The sequence below is a fragment of the Ascidiimonas aurantiaca genome (assembly GCF_037646345.1).
Classification (GTDB): domain Bacteria; phylum Bacteroidota; class Bacteroidia; order Flavobacteriales; family Flavobacteriaceae; genus Ascidiimonas; species Ascidiimonas aurantiaca.
Genome location: NZ_JBBEWR010000004.1, coordinates 24,431 through 39,280, shown reverse-complemented (window position 1 = coordinate 39,280; position 14,850 = coordinate 24,431). Strand labels below are relative to the sequence as shown.

Annotated in this window: 13 protein-coding genes; 4 read left to right on the top strand and 9 right to left on the bottom strand. The window is 38.7% G+C overall.

What is annotated here, in order from left to right; translation table 11 throughout:
* Window positions 1–35 precede the first annotated feature (35 nt).
* Together WAO84_RS05205 and WAO84_RS05200 are read right to left on the bottom strand one after the other, a co-directional pair.
* On the bottom strand, window positions 36–1,535 hold the full coding sequence (locus WAO84_RS05205; protein WP_340064152.1) for a GH3 auxin-responsive promoter family protein: 1,500 nt from the start codon (window positions 1,533–1,535) through the stop codon (window positions 36–38).
* Window positions 1,536–1,540: 5 nt separating this feature from the next.
* The gene (locus WAO84_RS05200) at window positions 1,541–2,410 is read right to left on the bottom strand and encodes a M23 family metallopeptidase (protein ID WP_340064150.1); all 870 of its coding nucleotides are present in this window, start codon (window positions 2,408–2,410) and stop codon (window positions 1,541–1,543) included.
* Window positions 2,411–2,622: 212 nt separating this feature from the next.
* Between WAO84_RS05200 and tatA the strand changes: the two genes are divergently transcribed.
* A complete protein-coding gene (gene tatA / locus WAO84_RS05195) occupies window positions 2,623–2,805 on the top strand; it encodes a twin-arginine translocase TatA/TatE family subunit (RefSeq protein ID WP_340064147.1) in 183 nt (60 codons plus the stop codon).
* 43 nt (window positions 2,806–2,848) lie between these two features.
* On the opposite strand, the gene WAO84_RS05190 is transcribed toward tatA, so the two are convergent.
* Entirely contained in the window at window positions 2,849–4,981 is a 2,133-nt protein-coding gene (locus WAO84_RS05190) for a Tex family protein (protein WP_422614478.1), read from the bottom strand.
* A 174-nt stretch (window positions 4,982–5,155) separates the two neighbouring features.
* Between WAO84_RS05190 and WAO84_RS05185 the strand changes: the two genes are divergently transcribed.
* On the top strand, window positions 5,156–5,323 hold the full coding sequence (locus WAO84_RS05185) for a DUF6747 family protein (protein WP_340064142.1): 168 nt from the start codon (window positions 5,156–5,158) through the stop codon (window positions 5,321–5,323).
* 84 nt (window positions 5,324–5,407) lie between these two features.
* Here WAO84_RS05185 and WAO84_RS05180 read toward each other — a convergent pair whose 3' ends face one another.
* The 3 genes from WAO84_RS05180 to WAO84_RS05170 form a co-directional block, all read right to left on the bottom strand.
* Window positions 5,408–6,388, bottom strand: coding sequence for a DUF4837 family protein (locus WAO84_RS05180; protein ID WP_340064141.1), 981 nt, complete (start codon window positions 6,386–6,388; stop codon window positions 5,408–5,410).
* A gap of 11 nt (window positions 6,389–6,399) precedes the next feature.
* Window positions 6,400–7,971 carry a LysM peptidoglycan-binding domain-containing protein gene (locus WAO84_RS05175; RefSeq protein ID WP_340064139.1) on the bottom strand — a complete coding sequence of 524 codons (1,572 nt, stop codon included), beginning with the start codon at window positions 7,969–7,971 and terminating at the stop codon, window positions 6,400–6,402.
* 431 nt (window positions 7,972–8,402) lie between these two features.
* Window positions 8,403–9,593 (bottom strand): phosphoglycerate kinase, encoded by a 1,191-nt coding sequence (locus WAO84_RS05170; RefSeq protein ID WP_340064137.1) that lies wholly within the window; start codon window positions 9,591–9,593, stop codon window positions 8,403–8,405.
* A 107-nt stretch (window positions 9,594–9,700) separates the two neighbouring features.
* On the opposite strand from WAO84_RS05170, the gene WAO84_RS05165 reads away from it, so the two are divergent.
* Window positions 9,701–10,852 (top strand): DNA polymerase III subunit, encoded by a 1,152-nt coding sequence (locus WAO84_RS05165; protein ID WP_340064134.1) that lies wholly within the window; start codon window positions 9,701–9,703, stop codon window positions 10,850–10,852.
* A gap of 5 nt (window positions 10,853–10,857) precedes the next feature.
* A complete protein-coding gene (locus WAO84_RS05160; protein WP_340064133.1) occupies window positions 10,858–11,241 on the top strand; it encodes a DoxX family protein in 384 nt (127 codons plus the stop codon).
* A gap of 58 nt (window positions 11,242–11,299) precedes the next feature.
* Here the strand turns inward: WAO84_RS05160 and WAO84_RS05155 are convergent, their stop codons facing one another.
* From WAO84_RS05155 to mnmG, 3 genes are all read right to left on the bottom strand, one after another.
* Window positions 11,300–11,815, bottom strand: coding sequence for an OmpH/Skp family outer membrane protein (locus WAO84_RS05155; RefSeq protein WP_340064132.1), 516 nt, complete (start codon window positions 11,813–11,815; stop codon window positions 11,300–11,302).
* A gap of 226 nt (window positions 11,816–12,041) precedes the next feature.
* The gene (locus WAO84_RS05150; RefSeq protein WP_340064130.1) at window positions 12,042–12,893 is read right to left on the bottom strand and encodes a class I SAM-dependent methyltransferase; all 852 of its coding nucleotides are present in this window, start codon (window positions 12,891–12,893) and stop codon (window positions 12,042–12,044) included.
* 63 nt (window positions 12,894–12,956) lie between these two features.
* Window positions 12,957–14,828, bottom strand: coding sequence for a tRNA uridine-5-carboxymethylaminomethyl(34) synthesis enzyme MnmG (gene mnmG, locus WAO84_RS05145; protein WP_340064128.1), 1,872 nt, complete (start codon window positions 14,826–14,828; stop codon window positions 12,957–12,959).
* Window positions 14,829–14,850 lie beyond the last annotated feature (22 nt).

Sequence of the window (14,850 nt, the reverse complement as noted above, 5' to 3'; positions counted from 1 at the left end):
TTTTCCGTGCAAAAATACAAGTAATTTCTAAAAGATCAGTTCTTTTTCCATTTACTAAGCGCTTCTGCCAATACGCGGTCGTTAGCAAGGCGTTTCACTTTATTTTGTCCTCCCAGTTTTCCAACGGATTTCATGTATGAAGTAAACCCTCCTGTTTTAATAATTGTAATTTTAAGAGGTTGAAGTATTTTACCTTCAATCAGATCGAGATAGTAACTGTTCTGTTTTTGCATATGCCTGTCTATTTCCAAAGCAAATTGTTGAAGGTTTTCCGGTTCTGTTTTGAATTCTATGAACCATTCGTGGTACGGTAGTTCATTTTCTTCCGGGCTTACCTGCGGTGCCACGGTAAACTCGCTAACTTCTGCCAGTGATCCGGAAACAGCTTCTTGTAATGCTTCTTCTACTTCCTTGGCAATGACATGTTCTCCAAATGCCGAGATAAAATGCTTTATCCTGCCCGAAACTATTACTCTATAGGGGGATAAGCTGGTAAACTGTACGGTATCTCCAACATTGTAGGCCCAAAGTCCTGCATTGGTTGATATGATCATGACATAGTTTACTCCTATTTCTACTTCTGAGATGGTAATGCGCTGCGGATTTTCAGAAAAGAAGTCTTCTGATTTAATGAATTCATAAAAAATGCCCGAATCTAATAAAAGTAGCATTCCTTTATGCTTTTGGGAATCCTGAAAAGCAAAAAAGCCTTCACTGGCAGGAAAGAGCTCAATACTATCTACTTTTCGTCCGATAAGGTTTTCGAAACGGGAACGATACGGCTCATAATTTACTCCTCCGTAGATAAAAAGTTGAAATTTTTCAAAAAGTGTTCCTACTTTTTTTCCGGTTTCAACCTCCAGTCTTTCAAAATACATTTGCACCCAGGAAGGAATACCGCTAATGACGGTCATGTTTTCACTGCGGGTTTCTTCTACAATTGCATTTACTTTGGTTTCCCAATCTTCTATGCAGTTGGTTTCCCAGCTGGGCATCCGGTTTTTTTGAAGATATCCGGGTACATAATGGGCTACGATACCGGATAATCTTCCGGTTTTAATTCCATTTTTTTCATCCAGTTCCGGACTGCCCTGTAAAAAGATCATTTTTCCATTTACAAAGGCACTCTTACCTGTTTCGTGGATGTAACACAAAATGGCGTTCCTGGCTGCCTTGATATGATAAGGCATGGACTCTTTGGTTATAGGTATGTATTTGGCTCCGGAAGTGGTGCCTGAAGTTTTGGCAAAATATATGGGTTTTCCTTTCCACAACACATTTTCTTCTCCTTCTACCACACGATCTACAAAAGGACGCAGTTGTTCATAATCACGTACGGGAACGCGTTCTCTAAAATCTTCATAGGTATGTATCTCAGAAAAAAGGTGTTCCTTACCAAAAACAGTAGAAGATGCATTTTTAATAAGTGATTTAAAAACCTTTTCCTGGGTTTTTTGAGGTTGAGTGGCCCATTTTTGAATATTACGGTAAACAATTCGGGCAAATATTCTGGCTGCTAGTGGTTTCAAAAACATGATGACTATTCAAAATCTATATAATTGGTAGGGTTTACAGGATACCCTTCACTCCAAAGTTCAAAATGAAGATGAGGCCCTGTAGTAAGTTCTCCGGTATTGCCCACTGTGGCGATCACTTCTCCACTTTTTACCAGATCTCCCTGGCTTTTTGTGAGAGAGCCATTGTGTTTATATACGGATGTTAACCCAAAAATATGTTCAATTATGATCACATATCCGGTATCTGCAGTCCATTCTGCAAAAATAACCGTTCCATCCTCTACGGCTTTCACCGGTGAGCCTTTCGGAGCTATAATATCTATAGCATAATGCTTTTCCTGGGCATTGTATTGCTGAGAAATGGTACCCATAACGGGAGGAAACAGTACAAAATTACTATTGGAAGTGGCCGATTCGAAGATATTAAATTTATCTTCATTGGCCACCTGCACTCTTAAAATAGAGTCTTCCCTACTGGGTGAAAGATCTAATGCCTCGGGGTCCAGTCTAAATTGCTCCAGTAGAGAGTCTTTATTAATATCTCCTATTTGTACTTCTCCGGTTAACGCTTTCCGTATATTTTCTTGATAAAGTATGTTTTCTTCCAGAAGCAGTTGAAGAGAATCTACCTTCTCTGCATTATCAATTGCCTGCTTTTTTAAACGTGTAGAAGAATACCCGGGTATATATTCTCTAAGTGGGGTAAAAGCAATGAGAAGTGTGGTACCTGCTACCAGTAAAAATGCAAATAACGTGCTAACTACAAACACATTAAGCCTGCTTAACTTAAAGGAGACACGTTCTTCAAAAGTATCTTCATTAAGAATTACCAGTCTGTATTTATGCAGCAGCTTTTTTTTAAGCTGTCTTCTCTTCACCTTCTTTTTACTCATGAATACGCAAATATAGTACTTGTGAGGGAACGTTACTTAACCTGACAAAATTATTTGAATATTGAAAAATTAATCTGTTTTCTATAGGATTTAACATTACATTATTATCTCAATGCGTGTTAACAAGTTTAGATTCTTACTACTTTACGAAGTGATCGTGGCAATGGTTCCAACTTTTCTTTTTACTTTTGTGTATATAAAAGTATTTTATAATGATGTTTCTAAGTATTTTTTTAGGAATGATTGGCCCCTGGCAGATCGTCCTGATAGTAGTTTTAGCTTTGCTGCTTTTTGGTGGTAAAAAGATACCTGAATTAATGAGAGGTTTAGGAAGCGGCATTAAGGAGTTTAAAGATGCTTCTAAAGATGAGAACAAGGAAGAAAATAAAAGTTAGATTTCCTGATAAAAAATAGTAAGCCTGCTGAACGCAGGCTTTTTTATTCTTCTCTTAACAAGGCTAATTGTATTCTCTTTCTCTCAGGGTCTAGCTCTAGTACCTTTACCATCACGTGCTCATGCAGGCTTACTATTTCTCCGGGGTTGCTTATAAATTTTTTACTCATATTTGAAATATGTACCAACCCGCTTTCTTTAATACCTATATCAACAAAACACCCAAAATTGGTAATATTGTTAACGATTCCCGGCACTATGCTTCCTACCTTTACATCTTCCAGTCTCTTAAGCTCTTTGGAAAATTCAAAAACTTTTGCTTTTTGACGAGGGTCAAGGCCCGGCTTTTCCAATTCAACAAGAATATCTGCTATGGTAGGTAATCCTATATTTTGGGTACAATAGTTTTCAGGGGTTATTTTGCACAGCAATTCTTTGTTTCCAATAAGTTCATCAACACTTACATTGAGATCATCTGCCATTTGGTTCACTACAGGGTAACTTTCGGGGTGTACCGCAGAGTTATCGAGCGCGTTGGTTCCCTGTTTTACTCTCAAAAAGGCTGCACACTGTTCATAGGCTTTAGGACCCAGTCTGGGAACCTGTAAAAGTTGTTCTCTGTTTTGAAAGCTTCCGTTCTCTTTTCTGTACTGCAAAACAGCATCAGCAAGAACAGGCCCCAAACCGGAAACATAACTCAATAAAGCGGCACTGGCTGTATTAACATTTACCCCTACATGGTTTACGCAACTGGATACTACGGTGTCAAGCTCGTTTTTAAGCTTTGCCGCATCAACATCATGTTGATATTGCCCTACGCCAATAGCCTTTGGGTCTATTTTTACCAGTTCGGCGAGAGGATCGGCCAGTCTTCTCCCAATAGATACGGCACCTCTTACAGTAACATCATATTGCGGGAACTCTTTTCTGGCTACTGAAGAGGCGGAGTAAACGGAGGCACCACTCTCATTTACTATAAAAACCTGCAATGCACGATCAAAAGGGATTTTTTTTATGAACGCTTCGGTTTCACGAGATGCGGTACCGTTGCCAATAGCTATCGCTTCAATTTTGTATGCGTTTACCAGGCTTCTTATTTTTTTTGCTGCAATGCCAGTTTCTCTTTGAGGTGCATGAGGATAAATGTTTTCATTGTGTTTCAGATCGCCTTTTTGATCCAGACAAACTATTTTACAGCCGCTTTTAAAACCCGGGTCGATAGCAAGAATTCGTTTTTCACCAAGAGGGGGTGCGAGCAAAAGCTGCCTGAGGTTTTTTGAAAATACACGAATGGCCTGATCGTCTGCCTGTTCTTTTGCATTTTTCAGGACTTCATGGGTAAGGCTGGGGTATAACAGGCGTTTATATGCGTCTTCCAAGGCCATACGTATTTCTTTGATTATAGCAGGCATATTGGTCTTAATAACTATATTGTTCATAGTTTTGAGGGCCTCTTCTTTGTCTATAACCAGTTTTGTTCTCACGATACCTTCTTTTTCGGCTCGCAATATGGCTAAAAGCCTGTGTGAAGGAATTTTATGCAAGAGTTCATCCCAATCAAAGTACTGCTGATACTTGGAAGCATTATCCCTGGTATCTGCATCTTTAATGAGTGTACTTTTTATACGCGCTTTTCGAGTCAACAGCTTTCTAAGGGTATTACGCACCAATTGATCCTCACTTATCCATTGTGCTATTATATCCCGGGCTCCCTGCAGGGCTTCATCGGGGTTTACAACCTCTTTATTCACATATTTGTGTGCTATTTCATAAGGGTCTGATAATTTACCGGCCATAATTTGTTTTGCCAGTGGCATAAGGCCTTTTTTAACAGCAGCAGCAGCTCTTGTATTCCTGCTTTTGCGAAAAGGTAAATAAAGGTCTTCTACATCGGTGAGAGTATCTGCTGCATTTATTTTATCTCTTAAAACATCACTAAGCTCTCCCTGTTCCTTAATAGACTTTAGAACGTATTCTTTTCGCTTTATAAGTTCATTGAATTTCTTTCTGTTTGAAAGGATCTCTTTGATCTGCAGTTCATCCAGGTTTCCTGTATGCTCCTTTCTGTAACGTGCTATAAAGGGCAGCGTACAGCCTTCCTCTGCCAACTGTAAAGTGGCTCGTACGCTTCGTTCGGAAAGCCCGGTTTTTGTTTTTACAAAATCTATTTCACTCAATAACATAGATAGTATTCACTTGTTTTTTAAGCATTTATATTTAAAAAAAAATGAGGTTTAGCAAGCTAAAATGCACCTTTTATCTCTTTTTTTTGCTTTCTATCTGTTTTCTTTGATACACAAGAAGTTTCAATAGTATATTAGCCTAGCTATTAATCAATTAAAGTTAAACTTATGAGTAAACTTCTACTTTTTAAAGAACTTTACATAGAAGCTTTCAGGAATCTTGGTCATTACCTGATCACTTCTTACCTTAAAGTTCTTACCTGGTTATGTATTGCCTGCCTGGCTATTGTAAGCTATGCTTTTATATACAGATGGGCAACAGGGTTTTATTTTTAAGAATTATTTGAATTTTACCCTTATTTAACTAAGAGGCGCTTTTTTTAAAAAAGCGCCTTTTTTATTTTTATAATTTTTAACGGGCTATTTTGTTTCAAACCTAAGGCTTCTTAAAATAGCTTCGAGTTCAAACATATAATCTCTTTTATTGGTAGATGGTGCAAAAGTAAAACCTTCTATCACCAAAAGTCTGTTGTTAGGAATATCTTCAACAATGTAATTTATAAAAGGGCCGGCCATAAAATAGCCGTTAACATCCCACATGCCTTTGGTTTCTAAAGAAGGTCTTCCTGCTATTTCGGTTTCAAACAGATACGGCGCATATGCCTTTTCGGTTGCCATATAAGAACCCTCTACGGGCCCGGGCACATATTTTTTTCCGATAGAGTCTCTCATGGCTATAATGCGTTCAATTTGAGTAGAATCACTGGGAATACTGTGCAACGGTATTTCGTATGCCAAAATGTTCATAGAACCTTTTGGGATCTCACGATCTATCCAAAAGAAATTATTTTCTTCTTTTGCTATTTTATATACCGAGGGCATGGTAAGAGAAATTCCTAATTTTTCTTTAAGGGCCGTTTCTTTATTCAAGGAACGGGTAATACGCTGTTGCTTTTCTTTGAGTTCATGATCTTTGAACTCATTTATAATATCCGGTGCGTGTTTTTGTATTAACTGAATAATTTCTTCTTCGTTCTCTCCTGTAAAATATGCGATTTTCTGGGGCCTTGCATACACTTCGTTTTTAATACCGCCAAAGGATGTTATGTCTTTATTGACCACTATAATATGACGACTGTTCCTAACAAAATCAGTAAAAACTACGGGAGGTATTTGATTTATGGAGAAAAGAGGCTCATCCCACGGCAGACCATCTACGGGAGCGGCAAAATGTTTTCGGAGTTCATCACCAATTTCTCCGTTCCACAGATCATTTTCGATAATAATGGACAGTGAATTAATGCCTCCAACTGATTTTGGAAGGTAGCGTTCGCCGTTACTTTTATTACATGAATACTGACTAAAGGTGAGTATTAACAGGAGTAAAAAGGAATATCTCATTTTAAAAATTTTTAAGGCTCACAGTTACAAAGTTTAAGCTTCATACCGGGTTTTAAATCATTACCGCGAATATTGTTCCAATCTTGAAGATTTTTGACAGAAATTCCGGGAAATTTATTGGCAATGGTCCAAAGTGAGTCTCCGGAACGAACAGTATATACTTTGCCAGCCGTCGCTGTTATAGGGGTTGCCGAAGATTTTATGGTAGTAGAGGTTGGTTTTTGGAAACCGGGTTTTCGAGGATAAATGGTAAGCCGGCTTCCTACGCGTATATTGTTATTTCTAAGTCCGTTCCACCTTTTAATATCGCTTACACGCACACCGTAGCGTTGTGCAATCTTCCCCAGGTAATCTCCGCTTTTTACACGATATCGTATTCTTGAGTTTACTTTAACGAGTTGTGGCAAAGGCTTTTCTTTTTTTGCCAGTTCTGCCTGCACATAGGCATAAATGGAGTCTTCATTGGCCACAAATTTTCCAATGGCTTCTTTTGAAAGGCGCAAGGTATAGTCTTTTCCCTCTACATAAGGAATAATATCCAGTTTATAGGCCGGGTTAAAAAATTCTACTTCTTCACGGGGTACACCGGTAAGCTCAGATATATGATCAAAGGTTATGAGTTTTTTTACTTTAATGGTATCGGTCTCAAAATAAGCCGCAGGTTGTTTGTTCCTTTTAAAGCCATGTTCTTCGGCATACTCAAAAATATACATGGTAGCCAGAAATGCCGGTACATAGCCGGCCGTTTCTCTGGGGAGGTAGGGCCTCAGGTTCCAGTAGTTCTTATATCCGCCTGACCTTCTTATGGCTTTACTTACATTACCCGGGCCTGAATTGTACGCGGCCAGAGCCAGGTCCCAGTCACCAAATATTTCATAGAGTTTTGCCAAATAACGCCCTGCTGCAATGGTAGATTTAACCGGATCCATACGGTCATCTACATAACTGTTTACTTCCAGGTTATAGAGCCTTCCGGTAGAGAACATGAATTGCCAGAGTCCGGTAGCACCTACCCTTGATTTAGCTCTAGGGTTCAGGGCCGATTCTACAATGGATAAATATTTAACCTCAAGCGGAATATCATGATTATCAAGTTCTTTCTCAAACATAGGAAAGTAGAAATCACTCTTATCCATAAGTTTCTGCAAAGTTTGCCTTCTTCGTTTTAAGAAATTTTTGATCACATTTTCAAGAGAAGGATTGTAGGCAATATTGAAAGGTGTACGTTGATTAATTCTTTCCAGGCGCGCTTTAAGGGTATCTGTAGGGAGTTCGTCAAATGTTACATCATACGTAACATCCAGTGTACTTACGTCTCCATAAATGGTATCGAAGAGATTAGACTGCAAAAGCTCTTTCATCCAGAGGCTGTCTATCCTGGCTGCCATGGGGTTATCTAATAATTGTCGCTTTCCTTTATGAACCTGAAAAAGATTCTTTAATGAATCGTATGGCACCGTTTTATCGGCCAGAAATGTATTGGCTATAACCAGGGAATCTCCCGGTATAGAATCTTTTACCGGTTTTTGTGCAAAAGTTATTACGGAAAATGAAAATAAAATTAAAAAAGCTGCCTTCTTCATAGTCTTTCTGGGTTTATACCAAAGTGCTGCTAAAATCGTACATTTTAGGACAAATGAAAACTAAATATATCTTAAAAACCAAATAAATCATAGAAAAGTATAGACTTTAACCTATAAAACAGGTTCTATGCGGTGGGAAAGTAATTGGTGGTATGCTTTAACAATCAACATAATATAGGAGTTATCACAAAAAAAGAGCCTCAGTAAGTAGGACCTGGGGCTCTTTCGTTATGTTAAACCGATAGTAAATTAAAGTTTTGGGACTTCTACTATATGTTCAAAATTATTTTGATTACTTATTCAACACTTCAAACATACGGCTAAACCATATTTCGGGAAAACTTTTGTTGTAAAAGCCCTTGATCTTGTTGTGAAATAGTCGTTAAAGTAGTTTTACTGTTTTTTAAAGAGTTTATTTTTGAGTATGCATATCAGGTATTCAGTATGGCAGCTACGCCCGGCAGTGTTTTTCCTTCCAGGCTTTCCAGCATGGCACCACCCCCTGTAGAAACATAACTCACTTTATCTTCATAGCCAAACTGCTTTACGGCAGCCACCGAGTCACCTCCCCCTACTAAGGAAAAGGCTCCGTTTTTGGTAGCTTCTTCTATATAATCTCCAATAGTTTTGGTGCCATTGGCAAAAGATGGCATTTCAAAAACGCCCATGGGCCCGTTCCACAATAGTGTTTTGGAGCCTGTAATCACATTTTTAAAGGCTTCCAGTGTTTGGGGGCCTATATCTAGGCCTAGCCAGCCTTCGGGAATATTGCTTACCGGAACTACCTTGGTAGGGACATTATTTGAAAAGCTCTCAGCCGCTATGGCATCTACCGGCAGATGTATCTGTACTCCTTTAGCAGCGGCCTTATCAAGTATGGAAATTGCCAGTGATAATTTATCATCTTCACAAATGGAGTTTCCTATATTTCCGCCGCGTGCTTTGATAAAAGTATAGGTCATACCACCACCAATGACCAGGTGATCAACTTTGTCTAGTATATTCTCTATGATCGTGATCTTGGAGGAAACTTTGGCACCACCCAGAATGGCCGTAACCGGTTTTTCTCCTTTAGACATTACTTTTTCAATAGAATCTATCTCTTGGGCCATCAGGTAACCAAAACATTTTTTTTCAGGGAAAAAATCGGCTATTACGGTGGTGGAAGCATGAGCGCGATGAGCCGTTCCAAAAGCGTCGTTCACATAAATGTCTCCCAGCTTGGAAAGTTTTTCTGCGAATTCGCGATTGCCTTCCTGCTCTTCCGGGTGAAATCTAAGGTTTTCAAGAAGTAATATTTCCCCACTTTTTAATTCTGAAACTGCTTTTTCGGCCTCTTTGCCAATACAGTCACTTACAAACTTTACTGAAACTCCTATTTCTTCAGATACTTTATCGGCAATATGTTGTAGTGAAAACTTTTCTTCGGCCCCTTTGGGTCTTCCCAGGTGACTCATGAGTACAGCACTTCCGCCATCTTCCAGTATTTTTATAATTGTGGGTTTGGCGGCTTCAATTCGGGTAGTATCAGTTACCTGGAAATCTTCTGAGAGCGGTACATTAAAATCTACGCGAATTAGTGCTTTTTTGTTTTCAAAATTAAAATGGTCTATTGTTTTCATTCCCTTTATAGCATTAGATGCACAAAAGTAATTATTTCTGTTATGCAAGCTGTTAAGTACCACAAAGAAATCTTTCACCAGAGGCCAAAAGTTCTATCTTTGTTTTTATGTTATTTAAAGAAGTACTCGGGCATCCACATATTAAGAATCACCTTACGCGCAGTGCATCTATGGGAAGAATACCCCATGCACAATTGTTCATAGGGCCCGAAGGAAGCGGAGTACTGGCTATGGCCCTGGCTTATGCAAGATATATTCTTTGCAAAAATACAGGCAGTGAAAATGAAAATGGTGATCCTTCCTGTAATTTGAAAGTTGAACAGCTCTCTCATCCCGACCTTCATTTTGCATTTCCTGTAGCTACTAATGAACGTATTAAGTCGCACCCGGTAAGTAGTCATTTTTTAGAAGAGTGGAGACAGTTTGTAAAAGAGCAACCCTATGGAAACCTGTACGACTGGTACCAACTTATTGGAATAGAAAAGAAACAGGGCCAAATAGGGGTTGATGAAGCACATGATATTGTAAAGAAACTTTCTCTGAAATCGTATGAAGGTGGTTTTAAGATCATGATCATATGGATGGCAGATAAACTAAACACAGCTGCATCAAATAAGCTTTTAAAACTTATTGAAGAACCTCCGCAGCAAACACTTTTTATCCTCATTGCCGAAAGCGAGGAGCAAATTATACAAACCATCCGTTCCCGCTGCCAGGTATTGCATTTTCCACCTCTGGCCGAAAAAGCTATACAGGAAGCGCTAATGACCAAAGGTGCCACTGCGCAGGAAGCGTCTAAAATTGCACATCAGGCCAATGGCAACTTCAACAAGGCCATAGATCTTTTTTATAAGGATTCTGAAGACCTTACTTTTGAAAACTGGTTTGTTCTGTGGGTACGAAGTGCTTTTAAGGCGAAAGGGAACAAAACGGCTATTCACGACCTGGTTAGCTGGAGTGAACAACTGGCCGCAGCGGGCCGTGAAACCCAAAAGCAATTTTTGAATTACTGTCTTGAAATATTCAGACAAGCCATGTTACACAATTACCAGGCGTCACCTCTGGTATATACTGAATTTAAGACAGATGGTTTTAAACTTGAGAAATTTTCTCCTTTTATTCATGGAAACAATATTATGGAAATTAACCATCATATTCAGAATGCGATGTACCATATAGAACGAAATGGCAACGCAAAGATTATTTTTACAGATCTCTCAATAAAACTTACTCGATTGTTACACAAAAAACCTGTTTAAACATTATGGAAAAGATTACGATATTAATTTTACTTGCCTTTTTAGTAATTACCTTTTTGCAAAGCGGTTTGGATAAACTAATAGACTGGAAGGGAAACCTTGCGTTTCTTACCGGGCATTTTTCTGCCACTTTTATGAAAGGAATGGTACCTATGCTCCTGGCGGTCATTCTTATTCTGGAAATAGCAGCGGGTGTTTTAAGCATAGCCGGTATTGTTGAAGTATTGTGGTACCAAAGTACTACATGGGCACTGTATGGGGCCTGCCTTTCCTCTGTAGTCCTTCTTATGCTTTTGTTTGGGCAGCGTGTTGCCAAAGATTATGATGGTGCACGTACCATCGTCATTTATCTAATACCTACCATTTTTACAGTTTTCCTCCTCAGCTAAAAAAATAAAAGCGCCTGTAAAACAGGCGCTTTTTAATTAATTATTTATTTAGCGTTTTCTATTTATTGTTACCGTATTCATCGTTCAATGCCTTAAGAACCGCATCGGTAATATCTTTTTCATCTTTACCATAGAGTACACTACCCGCTTCATTTGCGCCAAGAATATAGGTATAGCCATTCGTTTTGCCATAATCCTTTACGAACTTTTTGACTTTATTCACCAACGAATCCATTTCTTTCTGGCCTTCTTGTTGAATTTGCTGTTCCTCCATTTGCAGTTGTTGCTGATAAAACTGCCTCTTCTGCATGATCTCATTATATTTTTCCTGCATGGCCTTCTGGCTCAATTTTGAAGCAGATGCATCAAAGGCCTGCGCTTCCATCTGGAGCATCTTCGAGATACTATCCATTTTTTTGTCAAAGCGTTGCGCTTTACTTTTAAATTTCTCTTCTATTACTTTCTTTTCCTCATATTCATTTACCAGTTTGGAATTATCAATAAAACCAATTTTATCCTGTTGGCAGGCTACCAGTAAACTCATTGCCAATACTCCAAAAATTATTTTTCTCATTTTGTGTTCAAATTTTAGATGTGACAAAAATATAAAAGTGCTGTTGATATTGATTAAAAAAACAAAATGAAATAGTTATAATCAAAATCTATCATATCTGGCTTCTGTATAAGCACATATAATAAAAACAAACGCATATACTTTACGTACAAGCTCACTTTGTTTTGTTAAACGGTAGTATAGTGTCAAGCGCGCTAAAACACGCTTAAAACGCATAAAACACGCTTTATTGGTTTTTAATGATGTAAATCAACGAAGAATACTCACCGGAAGACCTGGCATGCCAGTTAGATTTCAATCCGATACTAATCGCTGAGAACAGATCCATTTTTCCGGTTTTATATTTTTCAGAAAGAAGACTCACGTAAAAAGCATCAAACTTCATGGGCAGCGTTTGTATGACTTTCATTTTTTCTTCTTCAAAAATACAGTGAAGAGATCTTTTTGAAAAGTGCCAAATATGTCTCGGCACATCATAAGCGGCCCAGAATTCTTTATAGTGAGAGGCATCGTACGATTTAAAATTTGGTACTGCTACAACCAGAGTACCATTTACTGCCAGTAATTTTTTAAGCTCTCTGATCTGTTTTTTCACATCTGGAACATGTTCTAAAACATGCCAGAGTGTTATTACATCAAATGTTTGATTTTTTATTGCCTTTGCAGAACCATAGAGAGGCACTCCTTTTTCTTCAGATCTTTTTCTGGCTTCAGCATTAGGCTCTACTCCTGTTATTTTCCATCCCTTTCTTTGGCAGGTATAGAGAAAATCGCCCGTACCTGCTCCTATGTCCAGTAATGTACCCGGGCCTTTGTTAAGGTATTCAATTAATTGTCTTTTTCTGTTAAGCGCTATGCCTTTAACAAAATGATATACTTTTTCAAAAAGAGTGCGCTTACTATCGGTATGTGAAATGTATGATTCACTCTTATAATACTGAGAAAGGTCTTCAGGAACAGGATGTGTTTCAAGCAGATCATATTCTTCATTATAGTGCAAAGCAAAAGATTCTCCTGAAACCGTATGATCTTTACATTTAAGAAAAAGAGGCTTTTGTACTTTGCTTATTTGATTCATGATTTCTTTGTTATCGCAAAACGAAAACTGTTCCACGTGAAACGTTACTTTGAACAAACAGGTTTATCTACCCATATAAACCAACATAACACTTATATCGCTGGGAGAAACTCCGCTTATTCTGGATGCCTGAGAAAGGGTAGCGGGACGTATGGATTTTAGTTTTTCCCTTGCTTCAAAAGAGAGCGACACCAGTTTATTGTAATCAAAGCTGTCTGGTATTTTTATATCTTCTAACCGATTTAATTTATCTGCATTATTCTTCTCTTTTTCAATATAACCAGCATATTTAATTTCTATTTCTGCTTGTTGAAGTACCTCCTGATCTAGCTCTTTTTCCTTAATATACGCATCTACTTCAGGAAAGCTTTGCATGTGTTGCATAGTTACTTTAGGCCTGGAAAATACTTTATACATTTTATCAGACTGCTTCATAGGGGCCGAATGTAAACTTTGCAGTACCGGATTTGCATCTTCCGGCTTTACGCTTGTATTCCTGAAGAACTGAATAAATGCATCGGATTGTTCTTTCTTTTTCTCCATTTTTCGCATACGCTCGCTGCCGGCCAGACCAAGATCATAGCCTAATGGCGTAAGTCTCAAATCGGCATTATCCTGTCGCAAAAGGGTACGATACTCCGCTCTTGAAGTAAACATTCTATAAGGCTCTTCCGTTCCTTTGGTAATCAAATCATCTATTAAAACACCAATATAAGCTTCGTTCCTTTTTAATATAAAAGAGTCTTTTTCCTGTACTTTCAACGCTGCGTTTATGCCTGCCATCAAGCCTTGTGAAGCTGCTTCTTCATACCCTGTAGTACCATTGATCTGCCCTGCAAAAAACAAGCCTTCTACCAGTTTGGTTTCCAAGGTATGCTTTAACTGGGTAGGCGGAAAATAATCGTATTCTATGGCATAACCGGGCCTGAAGAATTTCACATTTTCAAAACCTTCTACCGAACGCAGGGCTTTGTATTGAACATCTTCAGGTAAAGAAGTAGAAAACCCGTTTACATACACCTCTACGGTATTCCATCCTTCTGGTTCTACAAAAATTTGATGCCGGTCTTTATCTGCAAATCGGTTAATTTTATCTTCTATCGAGGGACAATATCTGGGCCCTATACTTTTGATCCTTCCATTAAACATGGGCGAACGATCAAAACCTTCCCGCAAGAGATCATGAACTTCAGAACTCGTATAGGTCATATAACAATCCCTTTGTTTTGTAAGAGGGGATATTTGTTCTGAAAATGAAAATTTTTCCGGATCTTCATCGCCGGGTTCTACTTTCATTTTTGAATAATCAAGAGATCTTCCATCAACTCTGGGAGGTGTTCCTGTTTTCATTCTTCCCGCATCAAAACCAAAGGAAACGAGGCTTTCGGTAATTCCTGTAGATGCTTTTTCACCGGCTCTTCCTCCTCCAAACTGTTTCTCTCCAATGTGTATAAGTCCGTTTAAGAAGGTACCATTGGTTAATACGACCGTTTTACATTTTATTTCAATTCCCAGTGAAGTTCTCACCCCGGTTACCTTACCATTCTCAATTAATAATCCGGACACCATTTCCTGATAAAAGTCTAAATTTGGGGTAGCTTCAAGCATTAACCTCCACTCTTCGGCAAAACGCATTCGGTCACTCTGTGCCCTGGGGCTCCACATGGCAGGGCCTTTAGACTTATTGAGCATTTTAAACTGAATCGCGGTTTTGTCGGTAACGATACCACTGTACCCTCCTAAAGCGTCAATTTCTCTAATAATCTGGCCTTTTGCGATACCTCCCATAGCCGGGTTACAGGACATTTGGGCAATATTCTGCAAATTCATGGTCACCAATAATGTAGAGCAGCCCATATTGGCGGCGGCGGCGGCCGCTTCTGAGCCGGCATGACCCGCACCTACTACTACAACATCATATTCTGAATTAAACATAGCAATTATAAAATTGTTTCAC

Bases quoted from the DNA above. Each gene is read 5' to 3' on its own strand.
- tatA (WP_340064147.1), top strand. From the start codon at position 2,623: ATGATGTTTCTAAGTATTTTTTTAGGAATGATTGGCCCCTGGCAGATC.
- WAO84_RS05180 (WP_340064141.1), bottom strand. From the start codon at position 6,388: ATGAGATATTCCTTTTTACTCCTGTTAATACTCACCTTTAGTCAGTAT.
- WAO84_RS05205 (WP_340064152.1), bottom strand. From the start codon at position 1,535: ATGTTTTTGAAACCACTAGCAGCCAGAATATTTGCCCGAATTGTTTAC.
- WAO84_RS05155 (WP_340064132.1), bottom strand. From the start codon at position 11,815: ATGAGAAAAATAATTTTTGGAGTATTGGCAATGAGTTTACTGGTAGCC.
- WAO84_RS05160 (WP_340064133.1), top strand. From the start codon at position 10,858: ATGGAAAAGATTACGATATTAATTTTACTTGCCTTTTTAGTAATTACC.
- WAO84_RS05165 (WP_340064134.1), top strand. From the start codon at position 9,701: ATGTTATTTAAAGAAGTACTCGGGCATCCACATATTAAGAATCACCTT.
- WAO84_RS05185 (WP_340064142.1), top strand. From the start codon at position 5,156: ATGAGTAAACTTCTACTTTTTAAAGAACTTTACATAGAAGCTTTCAGG.
- mnmG (WP_340064128.1), bottom strand. From the start codon at position 14,828: ATGTTTAATTCAGAATATGATGTTGTAGTAGTAGGTGCGGGTCATGCC.
- WAO84_RS05170 (WP_340064137.1), bottom strand. From the start codon at position 9,593: ATGAAAACAATAGACCATTTTAATTTTGAAAACAAAAAAGCACTAATT.
- WAO84_RS05200 (WP_340064150.1), bottom strand. From the start codon at position 2,410: ATGAGTAAAAAGAAGGTGAAGAGAAGACAGCTTAAAAAAAAGCTGCTG.
- WAO84_RS05175 (WP_340064139.1), bottom strand. From the start codon at position 7,971: ATGAAGAAGGCAGCTTTTTTAATTTTATTTTCATTTTCCGTAATAACT.
- WAO84_RS05150 (WP_340064130.1), bottom strand. From the start codon at position 12,893: ATGAATCAAATAAGCAAAGTACAAAAGCCTCTTTTTCTTAAATGTAAA.